The 20,242-nt window shown below is 70.6% G+C and carries 17 protein-coding genes and 2 pseudogenes; 11 read left to right on the top strand and 8 right to left on the bottom strand.

The window, feature by feature from the left end; genetic code table 11:
* Window positions 1-157: 157 nt before the first annotated feature.
* A complete protein-coding gene (gene serA, locus C461_RS12800; protein WP_008001886.1) occupies window positions 158-1,762 on the bottom strand; it encodes a phosphoglycerate dehydrogenase in 1,605 nt (534 codons plus the stop codon).
* Between the two features lie 195 nt (window positions 1,763-1,957).
* Between serA and C461_RS12795 the strand changes: the two genes are divergently transcribed.
* Window positions 1,958-3,250: a hemolysin family protein gene (locus C461_RS12795; RefSeq protein WP_008001885.1), complete on the top strand. Its 1,293-nt coding sequence runs from the start codon at window positions 1,958-1,960 to the stop codon at window positions 3,248-3,250.
* An 86-nt stretch (window positions 3,251-3,336) separates the two neighbouring features.
* Here the strand turns inward: C461_RS12795 and thpR are convergent, their stop codons facing one another.
* Entirely contained in the window at window positions 3,337-3,948 is a 612-nt protein-coding gene (thpR, locus tag C461_RS12790; protein WP_008001884.1) for an RNA 2',3'-cyclic phosphodiesterase, read from the bottom strand.
* Between the two features lie 268 nt (window positions 3,949-4,216).
* Window positions 4,217-6,104, bottom strand: a pseudogene (locus tag C461_RS12785) (excinuclease ABC subunit C).
* Window positions 6,105-6,253: 149 nt separating this feature from the next.
* Here C461_RS12785 and C461_RS12780 point away from each other — a divergent pair.
* Window positions 6,254-7,888 (top strand): methyl-accepting chemotaxis protein, encoded by a 1,635-nt coding sequence (locus C461_RS12780; protein WP_008001883.1) that lies wholly within the window; start codon window positions 6,254-6,256, stop codon window positions 7,886-7,888.
* Window positions 7,889-7,944: 56 nt separating this feature from the next.
* The gene (locus tag C461_RS12775) at window positions 7,945-9,342 is read left to right on the top strand and encodes a cytochrome P450 (RefSeq protein ID WP_008001882.1); all 1,398 of its coding nucleotides are present in this window, start codon (window positions 7,945-7,947) and stop codon (window positions 9,340-9,342) included.
* A gap of 43 nt (window positions 9,343-9,385) precedes the next feature.
* On the opposite strand, the gene C461_RS12770 is transcribed toward C461_RS12775, so the two are convergent.
* Window positions 9,386-10,009 carry a 2'-5' RNA ligase family protein gene (locus tag C461_RS12770; protein ID WP_008001881.1) on the bottom strand — a complete coding sequence of 208 codons (624 nt, stop codon included), beginning with the start codon at window positions 10,007-10,009 and terminating at the stop codon, window positions 9,386-9,388.
* The gene (locus C461_RS12765) at window positions 10,002-10,199 is read right to left on the bottom strand and encodes a hypothetical protein (RefSeq protein ID WP_008001880.1); all 198 of its coding nucleotides are present in this window, start codon (window positions 10,197-10,199) and stop codon (window positions 10,002-10,004) included. The genes C461_RS12770 and C461_RS12765 overlap by 8 nt, the downstream gene beginning before the upstream one ends.
* Before the next feature lie 159 nt (window positions 10,200-10,358).
* Between C461_RS12765 and serB the strand changes: the two genes are divergently transcribed.
* The 5 genes from serB to C461_RS12740 all read left to right on the top strand — a co-directional run bounded on the left by serB (window position 10,359) and on the right by C461_RS12740 (window position 13,990).
* Window positions 10,359-11,006, top strand: a complete 648-nt coding sequence (gene serB / locus C461_RS12760) for a phosphoserine phosphatase SerB (protein ID WP_008001879.1) — start codon at window positions 10,359-10,361, stop codon at window positions 11,004-11,006.
* A gap of 112 nt (window positions 11,007-11,118) precedes the next feature.
* Window positions 11,119-11,922 (top strand): lycopene cyclase domain-containing protein, encoded by an 804-nt coding sequence (locus C461_RS12755; RefSeq protein WP_008001878.1) that lies wholly within the window; start codon window positions 11,119-11,121, stop codon window positions 11,920-11,922.
* Window positions 11,915-12,964 carry a Brp/Blh family beta-carotene 15,15'-dioxygenase gene (locus C461_RS12750; RefSeq protein ID WP_008001877.1) on the top strand — a complete coding sequence of 350 codons (1,050 nt, stop codon included), beginning with the start codon at window positions 11,915-11,917 and terminating at the stop codon, window positions 12,962-12,964. Before C461_RS12755 ends, C461_RS12750 begins: the two co-directional genes overlap by 8 nt.
* Before the next feature lie 58 nt (window positions 12,965-13,022).
* The gene (locus C461_RS12745; protein WP_008001875.1) at window positions 13,023-13,718 is read left to right on the top strand and encodes a GNAT family N-acetyltransferase; all 696 of its coding nucleotides are present in this window, start codon (window positions 13,023-13,025) and stop codon (window positions 13,716-13,718) included.
* Complete coding sequence (locus C461_RS12740; RefSeq protein WP_008001873.1) at window positions 13,715-13,990, top strand: DUF7861 family protein; 276 nt, start codon at window positions 13,715-13,717, stop codon at window positions 13,988-13,990. The genes C461_RS12745 and C461_RS12740 overlap by 4 nt, the downstream gene beginning before the upstream one ends.
* Before the next feature lie 61 nt (window positions 13,991-14,051).
* Here C461_RS12740 and C461_RS12735 read toward each other — a convergent pair whose 3' ends face one another.
* Together C461_RS12735 and hisB are read right to left on the bottom strand one after the other, a co-directional pair.
* On the bottom strand, window positions 14,052-14,942 hold the full coding sequence (locus C461_RS12735; RefSeq protein WP_008001871.1) for a YkgJ family cysteine cluster protein: 891 nt from the start codon (window positions 14,940-14,942) through the stop codon (window positions 14,052-14,054).
* Between the two features lie 99 nt (window positions 14,943-15,041).
* Window positions 15,042-15,638 (bottom strand): imidazoleglycerol-phosphate dehydratase HisB, encoded by a 597-nt coding sequence (hisB, locus tag C461_RS12730; RefSeq protein WP_008001869.1) that lies wholly within the window; start codon window positions 15,636-15,638, stop codon window positions 15,042-15,044.
* 86 nt (window positions 15,639-15,724) lie between these two features.
* Between hisB and C461_RS12725 the strand changes: the two genes are divergently transcribed.
* The gene (locus C461_RS12725) at window positions 15,725-17,176 is read left to right on the top strand and encodes an APC family permease (protein ID WP_008001867.1); all 1,452 of its coding nucleotides are present in this window, start codon (window positions 15,725-15,727) and stop codon (window positions 17,174-17,176) included.
* Window positions 17,177-17,178: 2 nt separating this feature from the next.
* Window positions 17,179-18,042: a hypothetical protein gene (locus C461_RS12720; RefSeq protein ID WP_008001865.1), complete on the top strand. Its 864-nt coding sequence runs from the start codon at window positions 17,179-17,181 to the stop codon at window positions 18,040-18,042.
* Between the two features lie 24 nt (window positions 18,043-18,066).
* Here the strand turns inward: C461_RS12720 and hisA are convergent.
* Window positions 18,067-18,808 (bottom strand): annotated as a pseudogene (hisA, locus tag C461_RS12715) (1-(5-phosphoribosyl)-5-[(5-phosphoribosylamino)methylideneamino]imidazole-4-carboxamide isomerase).
* A 131-nt stretch (window positions 18,809-18,939) separates the two neighbouring features.
* Here hisA and C461_RS12710 point away from each other — a divergent pair.
* Entirely contained in the window at window positions 18,940-20,235 is a 1,296-nt protein-coding gene (locus C461_RS12710; RefSeq protein ID WP_008001861.1) for a thiamine ABC transporter substrate-binding protein, read from the top strand.
* Window positions 20,236-20,242: the final 7 nt, after the last annotated feature.

The following is a 20,242-nucleotide window of genomic DNA, read 5'->3' as shown; positions in this document are numbered from 1 at the left end:
ATAAACATGTCTCCAAAACGGGGACGCGTTCGCCTCGTCTCACCCCGTCTCACCTCGGCTCACCTCGGCTCACCCCGTTTCGTCCCGAATCCGCGGCGCCACGGCTCGAGACGGTCACAGACAGCGAAAAACCGCGATCGAGAGTCCTCGCGTCGGTCTATTCCGCCGGCCGCTCTTCGGCCTCGTCCAGCGTGATCTCGGTCACTTCGACGATCCGATCGTCGGCCAGCAGCGTCTCCATGGCGGCGTCGGGCACGCCCTGGTCGAGGTTGTACACGGTGAGCGCCTCCCCGCCCTGCGTCTCGCGGGCGTTGTACATCCCGGCGATGTTCACGTCGTGATCGCCGAGCACGGTGCCGATGAGGCCGATGACGCCCGGCTCGTCGGTGTTGCGTGCGACGAGCATGTGACCGTACGGGACCGCGTCGACGCGGAACCCGTCGATACGGACGATACGCGGGTCCTCGCCGGCGAACAGGGTTCCCTCGACGGAAATCGAGTCCTCGCCGTTGTGGACGGTGACGCGAACGAGACTCTGGAAGTCCTCTGTCTGACGGGTCTTCGACTCGGTCACCTCGATGCCGCGCTCCTCGGCCAGCCGCGGCGCGTTCACCGCGTTGACCTGCCACTCCAGCGGCTCGAAGACGCCTTTCAGCGCCGACGCCGTGACGAGTTCCACGTCCTCCTCGGCGATGTCGCCCTCGTAGCACGTCTCGACGCTGGTGATGCGGCCGTCGAGCAGCTGCGCGGCGACCTTCCCGGCGGTCTCCGCGACGGCGATGTACGGTTTGATCCGCGGGAACGCCGTCTCGTCGACCGAGGGCGCGTTGAGCGCGGTGAGGACGGGCTCGTCGTTGAACGCCGAGATCACGGCTTCGGCGGTGTCGACGGCGACGTTCTCCTGGGCCGCCTCCGTCGCCGCGCCGAGGTGCGGCGTCACGACGATCTCCTCGACGTCGAGCAGCGGGGAGTCCTGCGAGAGCGGCTCTTCGGCGAAGGAGTCGAGCGCGGCGCCCGCGAGCACGCCGTCTTCGACCGCCTCGGCGAGGGCGTCCTCGTCGACGATGCCGCCGCGGGCGCAGTTGATCAGGTAGCCGCCTTCGAGCTGGGCCAGTTCGTCTTCGCCGATCATCCCCTCGGTCTCGGGCAGGAGGGGCGTGTGGATCGTCGCGAAGTCGCCGCGACCGAGCGCCTCGTGGAGGTCCTCGACGAGTTCGGCGCCGAGCCGATCGGCGCGCTCCTCGGAGATGTACGGGTCGTAGACGACCAGGTCCATCCCGAGCGAGTCGAGCCGCTTTGCGACCTCTTGGCCGACGCGACCGAGCCCGACGATGGTGAGCGTCTTGTTGTTCACTTCGGTGCCGAGGAACTCCCCTTTCGCCCACTCGCCGGCGAGGAGGCGACCGTGCGCCTGCGGGATCGATCGCGCGACGGCGAACGTCATCGCGACGGTGTGCTCGGCGGCGGCCCGGACGTTCCCCTCCGGGGCGTTGGCGACGATGACGCCGTGGTCGGTGGCGGCTTCGAGGTCGATGTTGTCGACGCCGATGCCGGCGCGCCCGACGATGACGAGGTCCGGGGCGGCCTCGAAGACGGCCTCGTTCACGTCGGTACCGGAGCGAACGATGAGCGCGTTGGCGTCACTGACGGCGTCGAGGAGCGCGTCGCCCTCGACGTCGTAGTTCGTTTCGACCTCGTGGCCGGCGTCTCGGAGTCGGTCCAACCCCGCGTCCGCGATGGGGTCGGTCACGAGTACCTTCATGCGCGTATCCACCGGCGGCGCGAGGTTAACGCTTTCCTCATCGCGCCGTTTTGCCGCGCATATCGATCCGTATACGTGCACATCCAACCCCCTCGTTTCCGGTGGAAACTGGTCGTTCGTGGGTACCCGCTCCCGTCGGCGCGGACGCGGTGCGATTGTCGGTACTCCCTTTGAGGCGCGGCCGAATGACCTCGTATGGACCTCACGATCGCGTTCGTCGGCGTCGCCGCCATCCTGGTGTTGACGGGGATAAGCGCCTTCTTTTCCAGTTCAGAGCTGGCCGTCTTCTCGGTGCCGAGCCACCGGATCGACTCGCTGCTCGCCGCCGACGTGCCCGGCGCACGGGCGCTCTCGGCGCTGCGCGAGGACTCGCATCGCTTTCTCGTCACCGCGCTGGTGAGCAACAACGTCGCCAACATCGCGGCGGCCTCGGTCGCGACCGCCGTCTTCGTCCGATTCGGGTTCTCCGCGGGCGGGGCGGCGACGGGGTCGACGCTCGTCACCTCCGTGTTCGTGATCGTCTTCGGCGAGATCGCCCCGAAGTCGTACGCGGTCGCGCACGCCGAGAAGCACGCGCTCCGCGTCTCTCGACCGGTCGTCGCGATCCAGCGGCTCGTCCGCCCCGTGCTGTACGTCTTCGAGGCGCTCTCCGGCGTCGTCAACCGGTTCACCGGCGGGGAGTCCGCCATCGAGTCGTACCTCACCCGCGAGGAGATCGAGACGCTCGTGCTCTCCGGGGAGGCGGCGGGCGCGCTCGACCCCGACGAGGGCGCGATGATCCGCGGCGTCCTCGACCTGGAGTCCACGCGGGTGTCCGCGGTGATGGTCCCCCGGACCGAGATGGTCGCGCTGCCCGACACCGCCACCGTCGACGACGTGCTCTCGGCGGCCGCGAACGAGGGGGTCACCCGGATGCCCGTCTACGGCGAGAACCGAGACGACGTGGTCGGCACCGTCGACATCCGCGACGCGCTCCGGGCCACCGATCGGGGCGAGACCCTCGCGAGCGCGCTCCACGAGCCGGTGTTCGTCCCCGAGACGCAATCGGTCGACGAGCTGTTCGCGGAGATGCGGTCGAGCGGGCTCCGAATGGCGGTCGTCGTCGACGAGTTCGGCGCGGTCGTCGGCATCGTCACGCTCGAAGACGTGATCGAGGAGGTCGTCGGCGAACTCGTCGGGCGTTTCGAGACCGACCACGTCGACGTGATCGCTCACGACACCGCGATCGTTCGTGGCTGGACCGCCGTCGCACACCTCAACGAGACGCTCGGGCTCGCGCTCCCGACGGACGGCGGCGTCGAGACCGTCGCCGGGCTGATCACCCAGCGTCTCGGTCACATCCCGAGCGAGGGCGACGCGATCGCCATCGGCGACGTGACGCTCACGGTCGCAGACGCGACCGAGACGCGGATCACCCGCGTCCGCGTCGAGCATCCGGGAGACGCCGCGGTCACCGACGCCGACAGCTCTGACGCGGCCGATCGGTGATACGGCCGATCGGCGATACGGCCGACTGGTGATGCGGCCGATCTGACGCGATCAACGATCCGATCCGGCCACCCCGCGCGCTTGCGTCACCCCAACGGGATCGTCGCCACGGTCTCGTAAGCCGGCCCCTCGCTCGTCAGCGTCGACGCCACGAGCCGGACCTCGGCGGCCTCGAACCGCCCGATCGCCGCCTGTCGCTCGCGGACGACCCGCCGAACCAGTTCCTTCCCGCGCGCGTCGTTCATCCGAGCGAGGGTGACGTGCGGCGTGAACGCGTGATCCTCGGGGTCGACGCCGAGCGCGGTCGTCTCCGCTTCGAGGGCTTCGTGGAGAGCGGTCAACTCCGCGGCCCCCGCGTCGACGCCGGCCCACACGACAGAGATGTAATCGAGACTCGGAAAGACGCCGAGTCCCGCGAGCGAGCACTCGAAGGGCTCGACGCCGGCCGTCTCGATCGCTCGTTCGCCGGCGGCGATCACGTCGTCGAGGGCCGGAGCGTCGGTGTCGGTGTCGCCGTCCGTCTCGTCGCTTTCGCCGATATCGTCGCTTTCGCCGATCTCACCGAGAAACTTCAGCGTCACGTGCGCCTGCTCGGGGTCGACGAACCGCAGGCCGTCGGCGCCCTCGAACGCGGCCTGCGCGTCGGCGACGGCGTCGGCGAGGTCGTCCGGCAGGTCGACCGCGAAGAACGCGCGCATAGCGGGTGCGACGTTGGTCGGGGGATTACTTATAAATCGTTGAGTGCGAGAGAAACGCCTCCAAAGCCCCAGCCGCCCTCGCGGCTGCCCCTTCGAGCCCCGCCCCGCACAGTACCGCACCTCACGCCTCCCCAGCCTCGTCGGTCGCCCATCGCTTCGCTCGGGGCGACCGACTCCCTCGCGCTCGGATTCGCGCCGCGTTGCGGCGCTCACCGGAGCGCGCCACCGCCGCTATTTATATACTCTCTCCGCTGCCGTTCGTGTCTGTTTATAAGCGCTCGCGAAGAGTCCGGGCGGTCGCGTCGCCGACGCCGTCGACGTCGGTGAGGTCGTCGGTCGAGGCCTCGCGCACGCTCTCGACCGAGCCGAACCGCCGCAGGAGTCGCCGCCGGGTCTCGGGACCGACGCCCGGCACGTCGTCGAGGACCGTCTTGACCTCGTCGCGGACGGTCTGGTGGTAGGAGACGGCGAAGCGGTGCGCCTCGTCGCGGACCCGCTGGAGCAGGTGGAGCTCGGCCGCGTCGTCGGGCCACCGCCGGGTGCCGGTCGGCGTCACGACCAGTTCCTCGGCCTTCGCGAGCGCGACGGCGGGCACGTCCCACCCCGTCTCCGCGAGGGCGTCGCGGGCGGCCCCCAACTGCCCGTCGCCCCCGTCGATGAGCAGGAGGTCGGGGTCGGGCCGGTCGTCGCGCCCCTCGACTGCGCGCTCGGCCCGCCACCGGACCAGCTCGCGCATGTTCGCGTAGTCGTCGTTGCGGTCGGTGAGCTTCTTCCGCCGGTAGTCGGCCGTCTCCGCGCTCCCGTCGACGAAGCAGACGTCGGAGCCGACGACGGCGGTCCCCTGCGCGTGGCTCACGTCGAACCCCTCGATCCGGGCGGGGCGGTCGATCCCGAGCCGCTCGCCGAGCGCGCCGACGGGGTCCTCGCGACCGCCGCGCTTGCGGGCGTTCTTCAGCGCGAGTTCGACGAGCTTCGCCTCGCGACCGGCGCCCGGCACCCGCACCGCGACGCCCTCGCTTTCGAGCCAGTCGACCACGTCCGGGTCCGACGGGCGCTCCGCCAGCAGCACCGCGTCGGGGAACTCCCGCTCGGCGTAGTACTGCGTGAGGAACGCCGAGAGGACGGCGGCTGGGGTGTTGGTCTCGGCGTCGTCGGTCTCGGCGTCGTCGGTCCCGGCGCCGTCGGTCTCGTCCCCGTCTTCTCCCACTGCGGCGGCGTCGAGCCGGTGCCGGCTCCGGTCGACGAGCTGGCCGCGCTCGCTGTGGAGCCGCGCCACCCGCGCGTCCTCGCCCTCGACGGCGGCCGCGAGCACGTCGACGGTCCGGTCGTCGCCGTGGTCGCTCACGGCCTCGCCGCCCTCGCCGTGGAACGCCTCGACGGCCTCCAGTCTGTCCCGCAGGTTCGCCGCGCGCTCGAACGCGGCGCTCTCGGCGGCGGCCTCCATCCGCCGGCGCAGGGGGTCGGCGAGGACGCCCGTCTCGCCCTCGAAGAACCGCCGGGCGGCCGCCACGTCCTCGGCGTACGCCTCGGGGTCGATCTCGCCGGTGCAGGGGGCCGAGCAGATCCCCATCTCGTAGTCGAGACAGGGGCGCTCGCGGTTCGCGTACTTGTGATCCGAACNGGTCGATCTCGCCGGTGCAGGGGGCCGAGCAGATCCCCATCTCGTAGTCGAGACAGGGGCGCTCGCGGTTCGCGTACTTGTGATCCGAACACCCGCGGAGCCGATACTCGTCGCGGATCGCCTTCACCACCGTCTCGACCCGGCCCTTGTTCGTGAACGGGCCGTACGCGACCGCGCCCTCCGCGGGGTCCCGAGTCACCTCGATCCGCGGCACCGGGTGATCGGTGAACGCGACGAGGGGGTACGACTTGTCGTCTTTCAGCCGGACGTTGTACCGCGGCTGCAGCCGCTTGACGAGGTTCGCCTCCAACAGCAACGCCTGCGTTTCGGTATCAGTGACCGCGAACTCGATCCGGTCCGCCCGCCCGACCATCCCCCGAATCCGCCCGGACCGGGGGTCCGCGTACGACCGCACCCGTGCCCGGAGGTCGACCGCCTTGCCGACGTACAGCGTGGTCTCGCCGGCCCGGAACTGGTAGACGCCGGGCTCGCTCGGGAGCGTCCCGGCCCGCTCGCGCACCGCGTCCGCGTCCATCGCCTCTGCGTAGCCGCCCGACGCGTTTGAACGCTGCGGGCACGAATCGTCCGCGCTCGACCCCGCGCTCGCGCGGTGCTCTCCGATTATCAAACGTGAATTCCGGGTGGGACCGTTTATCAAGGTGGTTCGGCGACGGTGACGTAGCTATGCGGGGACTTCGAGAGACGCTTCGTCGCGCGCTCGGGCGGGGAGGGGATTCCCGGTCGGTCCCGGACGGTGGCGTCGTCGTCGACAATCCGGATGAACAGGGGAGTGTAACTACCGGCGCCGACGGCGCCGACGCCGACGCGACCGCCACAGCCGACGACGAGGCGCACACGGTCACCGACGAACGGGGCGTCAACCGGGCCGAGACGCTCGCGGGAGCCGGCTTCGAACAGGTGTTCGACGCGACGAGCGTGCCGACGTTCATCCTCGACGCCGAGGGCAACGTCGCCGAGTGGAACGAGTCCATCGTCTCGCTCACCGGGACGGAGCGGGAGGACGCGGTCGGCCACAGTCACGTCTCCGAGCTGTTTTATCCCGACGGCCGTCGGGCCGACACGCTCGCCGACAAGGTGCTCGACGCGCCCGACACCGCCGACGCGGTCCACGGCGTCGAGCGCTGCGACTCGGCTCGGAACCGCTACCGCGACACCAGCACGATGGTCGACCGCCACGGCGACGAAAAGCACATCGAGTTCACGGCGACCCCGCTGTACGACGGCGACGAAGTCATCGGCGTCACCGAGGTCGTCGTCGACCGGACGGAGAACGTGACCCAGCGGGAGGCGACCGCCGCCCTGCTCGCTGAGGTCCGCGAGACCGCCGAGGCGATCGGTGACGGCGACCTCGACGCCCGAGCGCGGCGGAAGTCCTCCTTCGAGACCCTCGACGAGGACCGCCTTCGCGTAATCGAGGTGGTGAACGCGATGGCCGAGAACCTCGACACTCTCTCGACGAGCGTCCACGAACAGGCCCGCGAGATCGACGGTACCGTCCGGGAGGCCAGCGACGCCGCCGCGGACATCGCGGCGAACGTCGACGAGCAGAACGAGCTGTTAGAAGAGAGCGTCTCCGAGATGCAGTCCTTCTCGGCCGGCATGGAGGAGGTCGCCGCGACGGCCGACCAGGTCGACTCCGCGGCGGTCGCCGCCAGCGAGGCGGCCGACGAGGGGCTCGACGCCAGCGAGGACGCCCGCGAGGCGACCGAGGACGTCGTCGAGATCGGCGACGAACTCGTCGACAGCGTCGGCGCGCTCTCCGAGCGGATGGACGACATCGAGGAGGTGATCGAGGTGATCTCCGACGTCGCCGAGCAGACGAACCTGCTCGCGTTGAACGCCAACATCGAGGCCGCGCGCGCCGGCGACGGCGGCGACGGCTTCGCGGTCGTCGCCGAGGAGGTGAAGAAGCTCGCCGACGAGACCCGCGGGTACACCGAGGACATCACGGGAAGTCTCGACGAGCTGCAGGCGCAGTCCGACGAGACGAGCGCCGCCGTCGAGCGGTCACACGAGCGCATCGAGGACGCCGGCACGGAGATCGAGACGGTCCTCGACTCGCTCGAAGCGATCGCGGGCGCGGTCGACGAGGCGGCCGCGGGCGTCGCCGAGGTCGCCCGGACGACCGACGATCAGGCCGCCACCGTCGAGGAGCTCACCTCGTCGCTGGAGGCGGTCCGCGAGCGCTCCGACCGGACCGAGACGGCGACCGATCGCATCGTGGACGCGACCGACGAGCAGGAGGCCGCCGTCGACGAGCTGATCGCCCGCGTCGAGCGGCTCGACGCGAACCAGTAGGATCCGAGCATCCCCCGGCGCCGAACGTTTAACCCCGACGAGACCCTGTTTCTCGTATGTCCGCTACGCCGCCCGGACCCATCGGGGACCTCCTCTTCGGTAACGGCCGCCAGTACGCAGACGACCCGTTCTCGTTCCTGCAGGCCTGCGCCGACAGCTACGGCGACGTCATCCGCTTCGACCTCGGCCCGCGCGAGACGTACCTGCTCACGAACCCGGCCGACATCGAACGCGTCCTCGTCGCCGACGCCGAGCGTTACCGCAAGCCGCAGTTCGGCGACGACGCGATAGACACCCTGCTCGGTCAGGGGCTCCTCATGAGCGAGGGCGAGACGTGGCAGCGCCAGCGCCGGCTCGCCAGCCCCTCGTTTCACAACCGCCGGATCGGCGCGCTCGCCGGCACGATGGTCGAGCACACGCGGTCGCAGATCGCCGGCTGGGAGGACGGCGAGGTCGTCGATATCCAACTAGAGATCGCCCGGCTCACGGTCAAGATCATCGTCTCGGCGATGTTCGGCGCCGACATCACCGACGAGGAGGTGAAGACGGTTCAATCGGAGCTGGAGCCGCTCGGCGCCCGGTTCGAGCCCGACCCGCGCCGATTCCTGATCCCGAACTGGGTGCCGACCCGCGAGAACCGCGAGTTCGACGCCGCCATCGACACCCTCGAAGCCGTGATCGACGGGATCGTCGAGCGTCGGCGGGGCACCGAACGCGACCCCGCGTTCGACCCCGCCGGCTCCGAGGGCACCGCGGTTCGCGGGCCGTCCGGCGACCCCGAGGGCGACCTGCCGATGGACCTGCTCTCGGTCCTCCTGCGCGCCCACGACCGCGGCGAGCAGACCGACGCGAACCTCCGCGACGAGCTGGTGACGATGCTGCTCGCCGGCCACGACACGACCGCGCTCGCGTTGACTTACACGTTCTACCTGCTCTCGAACCACCCGGCGGCCCGCAAGCGGGTCGAGCGCGAGGCCGACGACGTGACCACCGCCGACGACGCGCCCACCGCCGCCGACGCCCGCGAGATGGCGTTCACCGACCGCGTCCTCTCCGAGTCGATGCGGCTGTACCCGCCGGTCTACACCCTGTTCCGCGAGCCGAAACTCGACGTGAAACTGGGGGGGTACCGGATCCCCGACGGCGCCGCGCTGATGCTGTCGCAGTGGGTCGTCCACCGGTCGCCGCGCTGGTACGACGACCCGGAGACGTTCGACCCGGGCCGCTGGCGGCCGGAGCGCCGGAGCCGGCGGCCGCGATTCTCGTACTTCCCGTTCGGCGGCGGCCCGCGCCACTGCATCGGGAAGTCGTTCTCGCTTTTGGAGGCGAAGCTCATCCTCGCCGAGGTGTGCTCGCGGTACGAACTCGACTACGAGGGGCCGGAGCTGTCGCTGCGCGGCTCGCTGACGATGCACCCCGACCACCCGGTGCCGATGCGGATCCACGAGCGGTGAGCGGCGCCCGGTTCGTCTCGCCTCCCGCGTGACGGTCGGTTATTTATAAGTCGATCGTCGCGGCGACCTCGCGGTACTCGGGGTCGTACAGGTCGAGCGCGTGGACCCGCCACCGGATCGGCTCGACGTCGGCGGCGACGAGATCCGCGACGACCCCCGGATCGGGGTTTCCGCCCCGCGCCAGCGTGACGTGCGGGACGTACGCGTCGCCCTCGATCCCCGAAATCGCGCCGTAGACCGCACAGAGCCGGCGGTGGAGTCGGACGAGCGCGTCGCTCTCGACGGCCAGGTACACCACCGGTCGCGAGCCAGACGCGGGCACGTCGAAGGTTCGGATCCCGACGACGGCGACTTCGAACGGGCCGGTCCTCGACACCGACCGGCGGAGGTCGTCGCGGAGCGTCGCCAGCGCGTCGTCCTTCGGGGGTCGCCGTCGATCGGCGCCGAACTCGGAACCGGACTCGGAACCGGCGCCGAAGTTGGAACCGGCACCGTCGATTCCGCCCGTACCGTCGCTTCCACCCGCGCTGCCGATATCGTCGACGCCGAACCGCTTACACACCAGCGTGTGCCGGTCGCGCACCCGGTCGAAACCCGACAGTTTCGGGTGGAGATCGGCCGCGAGCCGATCGATAGCCGGCGGAAGCGGAACGTTGAGGCTAAACACGGACCGCCCCCGTCCCCCTCGCTGTCATGCGGTTCGGGTGCTTTCGGGCGCCGATCCGGACGCGTTTGTCGGACAATCTCGCGTCAGTGTGTGCCACGTTCACGCCGTCGGCGGTTCCACGCGAAACCACGCGTTCGACCGCCCGTACGCCGGCCGCGACGACGCCCGACGAGACGGTACCGCGCTCCATACCGATCGCAGCCGCCCGGCGGACAAAACCGCATCGCCGCGGTCGGCGGGGGTCGTTTTGCCCGAGGGGTCGTTTTGCTCGACGGGTCGCCTCGCCCGACGCTCACCGTCTCGTTGCGCGATCACGCGACTAAAAACCCCTCCGGGACGAACGGGGCGTATGAGCCTCATCGCGTTCGACTTCGACGGCACGTTGTCCGACTCCGAAATGACGGTCCTGCTCGCCGAGCGGGCCGGCGTCGCCGACGAAGTCGCGGCCATCACGGAACGGGCGATGAACGACGAACTCAGCTACGCCGAGAGTCTGTACCAGCGCGCGGAACTGCTCTCCGGACTCGACGAGGACGCGGTCGCGGCCGCGTTCGACGAGGTGACGCTGCGGCCGGGCGCCGCGGCGCTGATCGAGCGCCTGCAGGCCGACGGCCACCACGTCGCCGTGCTCACGGGCGGGTTCGAGCGCGGCGTCGAGCGCGCCCTCCAGAAGGAGGGCGTCGAAGCCGACACCATCGTCGCCAACCGCCTGCCGATGGCCGGCGGGCGGCTCACCGGCGACGCGGAGGGACCGCTCATCGAGGGGACGAAAGACGACGCGCTGGAGGCCCTCGCAGACGACCTCGGCGTCCCGCTCGCGTCGACGGTCGCGGTCGGCGACGGCGCGAACGACCTCCCGATGCTGGAGGTCGCCGGACTCGCGGTCGGGTTCGTCCCCAAGGACGCGGTCCGGCCGGTCTGCGACGCGGTCGTCGCCTCGATGTTCCGGCTCGGAAAGGTGTTGGAGGGCCACGGCGTGTTGTCGCCCGAGGAGTGAGACGGGCGCCCGGCCAGCGCTCCGGGTTCGATGGGTCCACACTGTCTGGACGAACCCTTAATCAGTGACGGAGCGAAGGCCGGGACATGAACGGTGTCTCCGAGGTGCGTCGATGCTCCCCGCGCTGACGTACCTCCAGTTTCACCTCGTCTTCAGCGTCCCGGCGGTGGCGCTGTTGTGGTTCCTCGCGCCGCGATACGACGACGCGGTCCGCCGCCGGCGCTCGGCGATCGCGATCGCCGTCCTCGTCGCGATCGCGTACGCGTACACCACCCCGTGGATCAGTTACATGATCCGCCGCGGGGCGTGGTGGTACGCCGACGGCGCCGTGCTCGTCCGGGCGCTGTCGATCCCGCTCGGCGAGTACCTCTTCTTCGCCATCCAGACCGTGGTCACCGCGTTCGCCCTCCACGTGATCGGGTTCGATCCGACGTACCGCGACGGCGACTTCGCTCGCGCGCCTCGCGTCGCCGGCGTCGTAGTCGGGGTGGCGATGCTCGTCGGGGGGCTCTGGCTGGTCGCCCTCGATCCCTCGTTCCTCTACCTCGGCGGACTGATCGCGTGGGTCGGTCCCGTCGTGGCGCTCCAGTGGGCCGTCGGCGGCGGGTACCTCGCTCGGACCCCGCGGACGTGGCTCGCGGCGACGCTGTTGCCCGCGTCGTACTTCTGGGTCGTCGACCGGATCGCGATCGGGATGGGGACCTGGTCCATCTCCTCGGAGCTCACCACGGGGGTCGCCGTCTTCGGCCTCCCGATCGAGGAGATACTGTTTTTCACCGCCGCCGGACTGATGGCGGTCAACGGACTCGTGCTGTTCGAGTGGGTGCTCGACTGGAACGACCAACGGGCGGCGACCCTGTCGGAATCGGCGTCGAGTCGGCCCCCGAAACGCGACTCCGAGACCGTCGATGACTGAGGGGATCGCGCGCGCACGAGTCGACCGCTGGACCGCCCTGTACCCCGCGCTCGCGCTCGCGGCGCTGCTGCCGATCGGCGCCGTAACCCCCTTGTTTCCGGTGGAACTCGGCGTCGCGACGTTCGCGCTCGGCACGCTCGTCATCGGGATGGCGCACGGCGCGGTCGACCACCTCGTTCCGCTTCGGGCGGCGCCCGAGGTGTCGCTGCGTCGCTCTATCGCCGTCGTCTCGGTCGCGTACGCGGTGCTGGGCGGGGCGGTCGTCGCCGCGTTCTTCCGCGCGCCGGTCGCCTCCTTCGTCGGGTTCATCGCGCTCACGTGGCTCCACTGGGGGCAAGGCGACGTCGCCGCGCTCGCCGTCGCGGGCGTTGAGCACCTCCCCACGTCGGCGGAGCGCTGGTTGAGCCTCGTCGTTCGCGGGGGGCTCCCGATGGCCGTCCCCCTGCTCTCGCATCCCGCCGAGTACCGACTGGTCGCCGAGTGGATCGTCGGGCTGTTCGTCGTCGACGCGCCCGTGGCGGCGGCCGCGGTCGATCCCCTCTTCACGTCGACGACGCGGCTCGGAGTCGGCGGGCTCATGGTCGGGGCGACGGCGCTGTCAGTCGGACTGGGGTACCGGCGCGTCCGGACCGGCGCCGCTCGGCGTGGCTGGCTCCGCGACGTCGGCGAGGTCGCCGTCCTCTGGGCGTGGTTCCTGCTGGCCGCGCCCGTGTTCGCGATCGGGGTGTACTTCGCGCTCTGGCACGCGCTGCGACACGTCGGTCGGCTCCTCCTCGTCGACGCGTCGGCCGCGGCGGCGGTCGCGACCGGCGACGCGCGCGGTGCGATCGCTCGCTTCGCGCGGGACGCCGCCCCGCTCACGCTCGGCGGGTTTCTGGTCGTCGGAGGCGTCGCGCTCGCGGCCCCGTCCGGCGTCGCCGCGCCCGGCGATCTGCTCGCGGTGTCGCTCGTCGCCATCGCGGCGCTGACGCTCCCGCACGTCGTCGTCGTCGCGTGGCTCGACAGGCGGCAGGGGGTGTGGCGGCCCGGAGTCGGCGGATAAGTCTCATCGGGGGCCGGTACCGCGCCCCTATTGTCGACGGGGCCGTACCATCCGACGAATGGACGAGATCGCGATCCGCGACCCGAGACCGGGCGACGCCGACGAGTTGGCGGCGCTCATCACCGCGCACTTCAGCGAGGGGAGCACCTACGACGTCGACCTCGGGCTCGACGACCCGACGTACCACGTCTTGGTCGCCGTGGCGGTGGACGGCGACGACGACGCGGAGGTGGACACCGGCGACGACGCGGAGGTGGACACCGGCGACGACGCGGAGGTGAACACCGGCGCCGACACGGCCGCCGGGAGTGACGGAGACGGCCCGATCCTCGGCGTCATGGCGCTCCGCGAGTTCGCCGACCCGGCCGCTGTCGCCGACGAGATGTACTTTTTCGACGACCCCGGCCTGATCCCCGCCGCCGATCGGTACGGCCACCTCGAAATGGGCTACGTCAGGGACGACGCGACCGGCCGGGGGATCGGGAGCCGGCTCCTCGAACGACTGCACGATATCGGCGCGGAGCGCGGCGTCGACCTGTTTCTCGCGGACTCGTGGTTCCACGGCGGCGACGACTCCCCGGAGCGGCTGTTCGACCGCCACGGCTACGAGACGATCCACCGCGAGCCGCTCGACCGGCCCGCCGCGGAGTGCCCGAAGTGCGAGGTCGAGTGCACCTGCGAAGGGGCGATCGCAGTGCGGCGCGCTGAGCGGGACGGAGACGAGCACGAGACCGCGAGCGGAGGTCCCGCGTGAACCACGACCGGATCCACGCCAGAGAGCCGTCACACCACGTCGACCGGTGGTCGGTCGGGGTGATCGAGTCGATCGCCGAGCGCGACGGCCACTGCGTCGTGACCGTTCGACCCAAACCCGAGGTGGACGACGGCGCCGAACCCCCTCCGTCCACGACCGTCGAACTCGTCGTCACGCTCGCGGTCCGCGACCTGTTCTCGCGTCGGCTCCCGATCGCCGAGGGGGAGTCGCCCGTCGGCGAGCGCGTCTGGTACCGCAAGCACGGCGGGTGATCGCGGAGCCACGGTCGCTCCGGCTCGGCCGTCGTCTCTCGGTCCCGCCCTCACCCCCGTCTCACCATCCCGGCGTCTCGGGCGCGCCCGCGTCGTCCTCCAGTTCGCGGACCAGTCGCTCCCGCGTCTCGGAATCGGCCTCGACGAGGCTCGCCTCCGTCCCGGCGCGCTCCGTCCACGCCCGCACCGCCCGTCCCGCCCACGAGTCGGCGTCGCGGGCGGCGGCCCGGGCGTCGGCCGTCCGATCCGGATCGACGGTCAGCGAGCCCGGGCTGGAGCCGACGGCGGCGCCGACGAACCGGGCACGGTCGGCCGCGGTGAGCGTCCCGTCCCGGATCCGGTCGACGATTCCGGTGCCGTCGAGGGCGTCCACGTCCGGGTACGCGAAGACGGTCGTGCCGAGCGCCTGCGGGCCGAACGCCGGCGGCGGGAGGTCCGACGGCGGCGCGTCGTCGAGGAGGCGGTCGCCGCCGCCGGCGGCCTCGACGCGCTCGCACTCCGTCTCGGCGTCTAACGCGAGGTTGTGGCCGGGATACGTCGAGCAGGTCCGCGGGTAGCGGTCCTCGTCGTGGATCCGGCACTGGAGGGTCGTCGGATCGAGAAAGACGCAGGCGTCGAGCCAGCGCGGCTCGTCGGTACCGATCGGCGCCACCGGCTTCGGCGGCTTCCGGAGCCCGATCACGAAGACCGGGCGGTCGCCGACGGCCGCGAGGTCGACGCCGTCGACGGTGACCGTTTCGTCGCGGTCGTCGGCCACGAACAGCCGGGGCGTGAGCACGTCTCCGAGGCCGTCGTCGACGAAGCCGGCGACCTCGTCGCGGGTGAGCGACACGAGGTCATAGGCGTCGTCGAGCGGGGGGCGGCGTCCGGCGCGGTCGGAGCCGGCGGCGTCCGGCGCGAGCGGCCGCCAGTCGACACAGCAGCCGGCACAGCCCTCGCAGTGGAGGTCCATCGTGTCTATGAGAGACAACGACACGCATGCTTATAAGCGATCGCCGGCGGACGGCGTTAGCGTATAAAAGGGCGTGCGGTCGCCGATCGCACTCTCCGGCTACAACTCGCCTTTCGTGCTCGGGGTGTCGCTGCGCCGCTCGTCGAGACGGGTCGCGTCGTCGAGCGCCCGGGCCAGCGATTTAAATAGTGCCTCGACTTCGTGGTGCGCGTTGTCGCCGCGGACGACCTCGGCGTGGAGCGTCAGCCCGGCGTTCTGCGCCAGCGACATGGCGAAGTGGTCGGCCATGACGCTCGTGAACTCGCCGACCGACTCCTGTGAGAACTCGCCGGTGAACTCGTAGTAGGGGCGCCCGGCGACGTCGACGACGACGCTCGCGACCGCCTCGTCCAACGGGACCCGCCGGTCGGCGTACCGCCGGATGCCCCGCTTGTCGCCGAGGGCTTCCTCCAACGCCTCGCCGAGGCAGATCGCCACGTCCTCGACGGTGTGGTGGTCGTCGATCTCCAGATCGCCGTCACAGCGCACCGTCAGGTCGAAGAGGCCGTGTTTGGCGAACGCCTCGAGCATGTGGTCGAAAAAGCCGATCCCGGTGTCGACCTCGCTGTCGCCGTCGCCGTCGATCGCGAAGGTGAGATCGATCGTCGTCTCGCTGGTCTCGCGGGAGACGGCCGCGGTCCGATCGTGGTCGCTCATACGGTCCGGTCGTCGGGGGCTCGTAAGTGAATTGCGGGTGGACGGGCGGTGGCTATTTGCGCCCGCCGGGTGTGATCTCACCCGGCATGGACGCTCCCGACCCGTCGGCTGCGCCCGACGCCGACCCTGATCCCGACGCCGGCGTGACCGCCGACTCGCCGCCCGCGCCCGGCAGCGACCCGATCGCCGACGTCGTCGACGCCGACACCGGCGAGGGGGAACTCGAACGGACGATCGGGCTCACCGGCGGCCTCGCGATCGGTATCGGAACGATGATCGGCGCCGGGATCTTCGTGTTCCCCGGTCTCGCGGCCGAGAACGCCGGCCCGGCCGCCTCGCTGTCGTTCGCCATCGGCGCGGTGGTCGCGCTGTTGGTCGCGCTGCCGACTTCGGAGCTCGCGACCGCGATGCCGCGCAGCGGCGGCGGCTACTTCTTCATCTCCCGCGGGCTCGGCACCGCTCCGGGCGCGATCGTCGGGCTCGGGCTCTGGCTCGGACTCGTGTTCGCGTCGGCGTTCTACCTCGTCGGGCTCGGCAGCTACGCCGGACAGGTGTTCCTCGAAGCCGGGATCGCGCTGCCGGTGAACCCGGCGGTCCCCCTGGGCGTCGCGTTCGGCGTCGGACTCACCGTGCTCAGCCTCTTCGGGACCGAGAACACCGCGTCGCTGCAGAACGCGATCGTCGTCGTCCTGCTGATCATCCTCACGCTCTTTTTAAGCTACGGCGGGCTCGACGCGTTGGGAGTGTTCGGCGCGGAGCGCACGCCGGAGCGCTTCTTCCCGCCCGGCGGGCTGCTCCCGGTGCTCCAGACCGCCGCGCTCGTGTTCACCTCGTACCTCGGCTTCGCGCAGGTCGCGACGGTCGCCGGTGACATCAAGGAGCCGTCTCGGAACCTCCCGCTGGCGATGGTCGCCTCCGTGCTCGTCGTCGGGGTGTTCTACGTCGCCACCATCTTCGTCGCGACGAGCGCGTTCGGCAGCGCTCGCCTCGGCGAGTTCGGCGAGACCGCGATGGTCGAGGTCGCCCGCGAGTTCGTCGGGTTCCCGGGGGCGATCGCCATCGTCGTCGCGGGGTTGTTGGCGACGTTCTCCAGCGCGAACGCGTCCATCCTCAGCGCCTCGCGGGCGGTGTACGCCGTGAGCCGCGACGACCTCATCCCCACCGCTGCGAGCCGGCTCAACCTCCAGTACGGGACTCCGCACGTCGCTTTGGGGCTCGCCGGCGGCCCGATCGTCGTGCTCGCCGCGACCGGGCAGGTGGAACTGCTCGCGGAGGTCGCCTCCTTCCTCCACCTCGTGATGTACGGGCTGATCTGCGTCGCGCTGATTCAACTTCGCCGCGAGCAGCCGGACTGGTACGCGCCGTCGTTCCGGTGTCCGGCGGGTCTCGCGGTCGCCGGCGCCGGGGCGCTCGCGAGTTTCGCGCTCATCGCGTTCATGCAGCCGGCGTCGATCGGGGTCGGTGCCGCCGTCATGATCGCCTCGTACGGGTGGTACCGCTACTACGCGGCCGACGTCGAACTCAAGGGAGACTTCTGAACATGACAGATCCACGCACGCCGACAGACGGGGGACAGCCGCCGACGGGAGACGAACAGCCGGCGACGGACGACAAACAGCCGGCGACGGACGACGAACAGCCGCCGGCGGGCGACGAACAGCCACAGACCGACCGGCCGACGGTCCTCGTCCCGCTGGAAGTGCTGGAGGGCGAGTCGCTCCCGGCCGGCACCACCGAACTCCTCGCGAACGCTCACGTCGTCCTGTTGGGGTACCACGTCCTCCCCGAGCAGACGGCGACCGAGCAGGCGCGCGAGCAGTTCGGCGAGACGGCGATGTCGAAGCTCGGCGAGTTCGCCGGCGCGCTGGAGGCCGTCGGCGCGACCGCCGAGACGCGACTCGTGTTCACGCACGACAAGCAGACGACGGTCGATCGGCTCATCTACGAGTACGACTGTCTCGCCGTGCTGGTTCCGAACAGCGCCGAGCGCGTCGAGTCCGTTCTCGTCGCCGTGCGCGGGACCGTCGGCGTCGATCGCATCGCGCGGCTCGTCGCCGGGCTGTTCGCCGGCACCGAGATCGCGGTGACGCTCTACCACGTCCTCGGCGAGGGAGAGACCGACGAAGACGCCGAGACGCTCCTCAACGGAGTGCGAGCCGACCTCGTCGAGCGCGGGATGGACGCGGACGCCGTCGAGATTCTCATCGAAGAGACGGAGACTCCGGTCGACGCGATTTCCGGCCGCGGCGAGGCGCACGACGCGGTGATCATGGGTGAGACGGACCCGTCGGTCACCACGTTCGTCTTCGGGATGCCCGCCGAACAGGTCGCGGAGCGGTTCCTCGGACCGGTGCTCGTCGTGCAGCGAGAGCGACCGGAGGCCACAGACGCGTCCGCGGAGTGACCGCGGCGATTCAACTCGTGCGGCTCAGACCTCGTCGGCCGCCGCCTGCGCCTCTCGCAGCGTGAATCGGCCCTCGTACAGCGCCGTTCCCACCACGACCGCGGCCGCGCCGGCCTCCTTCAGCGCGACCACGTCGTCGACGCTCGCGACGCCGCCGGAGGCGATCACCGGGATCTCGACCGCGTCGACCACGGCCGCCACCGCCTCGCGGTCGATCCCCTCCAGTTGGCCCTCGACGTCGACGTTGGTAAAGAGGACCGCACCGGCGCCCAGCTCTTCGTAGCGGGTGGCGGCTTCGGCCGGATCGAGCCCGGTGCCCTCGGTCCCTGTCTCTTATACACATCTCTGNGTCCTTCGCGTCGAGGCTGACGACGACGCTTCCCGGGTGCGTCTCGTCGACGTCGGCGACGATCTCGGGCGTCTCGACCGCCGCGGTCCCGAGGATGACGCGATCGAGTCCCAGATCGAGGAGGTCGCGGGCGCCCTCGGCGGTGCGGATGCCGCCGCCGAGTTGGAGGCCGACCGCGTCGGGGACGTGATCGACGACCGCCTCGATCGCCGCGGCGTTGACGCGCTCGCCCTCGAAGGCGCCGTCGAGATCGACGAGGTGGAGCGTCTCGGCGCCCGCGTCGATCCAGCGCTCGGCCGCCTCGACGGGGTCGCCGTACCGCTTGCCGGTGCCGCGCTCGCCGCCGACCAACTGGACGACCTCGCCGTCCTGCACGTCGACGGCCGGCACGACCTCGAACTCGGGGAAGTGGCTCATACGGTCTCGGAGTCGCGGGCGCCGATTAAACCGGTCGGTTCGGGGGTGCGTCGTCGTCGCCGCTCGTGTTGCTGATCGGGGCCGACAACGACACCGATCGCTTATGTACCACTCGGTGTAACAACCAAGTAATGACCAACGACGAGGCCGCGGCCGATCGACGGAATCAACGCGATCAGGACGCTCGACGCTCCAAGGACGCTCGACGCTCCAAGCCCGCTCGAAGCCCCCAGCACACCCGCCGGCGATTCCTCGCGCTCGGCGGCGCGGCCGGCGCCGTCGCGCTCGCCGGTTGTAGCGCGGAACGGACCGGCGACGGGGGTAACGACGGCTCCGGCGACGACGAAACGGACGGCGACGGCTCCGGAGACGGCTCAAACGACGAGGGGGGTGACGACGACGGCTCCGGCGACGGGGAGGCGCCGACCCTGACGGTCGCGACCTACAGCAGCTTCATCGACGCGCCGTCGGTGAGCCCGGGCGAGTGGCTCAAAGAGGAGTTCGAATCCCGGTTCGACGCGGAGCTCGAATGGGCGACCCCCGACAACGAGATCAATTACTACATCGAGCGCGCGCAGTCGGACGCCGAGATCGACGCCGACGTCTACGTCGGCTTCAACACCGAGGACCTGGTCCGGATCGACGCCGAGCTCGACGACGGGCTGTTCGCCGAGGCGGGCGACATCGACGGGCTCGACGACGTCCGCGACGGCCTGCTGTTCGACCCGGCCGACCGCGCGGTCCCGTTCGACACGGGGTACGTCAGCCTCGTCTACGACGGCACGGCGACCGAGGCGCCCGAGACGTTCGAGGGGCTCCTCGACGAGGAGCACGCGGGCGCGCTCATCGCGCAGAACCCGGGCGGATCGGCGACCGGTCGGGCCTTCCTCCTCCACACCGTCCGCCGGTTCGGCGACGGTCCCGACGGCGCCGTCGAGGGCGAAGACGGCGACGCCGATTACGACTACCTCGACTACTGGGCCGATCTCCAGGACAACGACGTCCGGGTGCTCGGCTCGTGGGAAGACGCGTACACGGCGTGGAGCGGCGGTGAGGCGCCGATGGTCGTCTCGTACTCCACCGACCAAGTGTTCGCCGCCGACGCGGGCGAGGACCTGGAGAAACACCAGATTCGCTTCCTGAACGATCAGGCGTACGCGACCCCCGAGGGGATGGCCGCGTTCGCCGACGCCGACGAGCCGGCGCTCGCTCGCGAGTTCATGTCGTTCATGCTCGACCCGGCGGTCCAGGGAGAGATCGCCCAGCGCAACGTCGCCTTCCCGGCGACGGACACGGCCGAGCTGCCGGACGACTACCGCGAGCTCGCACAGGAGCCGGCCGATCCGGTCACGTTCACGTACGACGAGCTCCAAGGGTCCCTCAGTGAGTGGATCTCCGACTGGGAACGACAGTTCGCCGGCAACTGAGGCCCCG

The sequence above is a fragment of the Halorubrum aidingense JCM 13560 genome (assembly GCF_000336995.1).
Classification (GTDB): Archaea; Halobacteriota; Halobacteria; order Halobacteriales; family Haloferacaceae; genus Halorubrum; species Halorubrum aidingense.
This window is presented reverse-complemented; position numbering and strand designations above follow the sequence as displayed.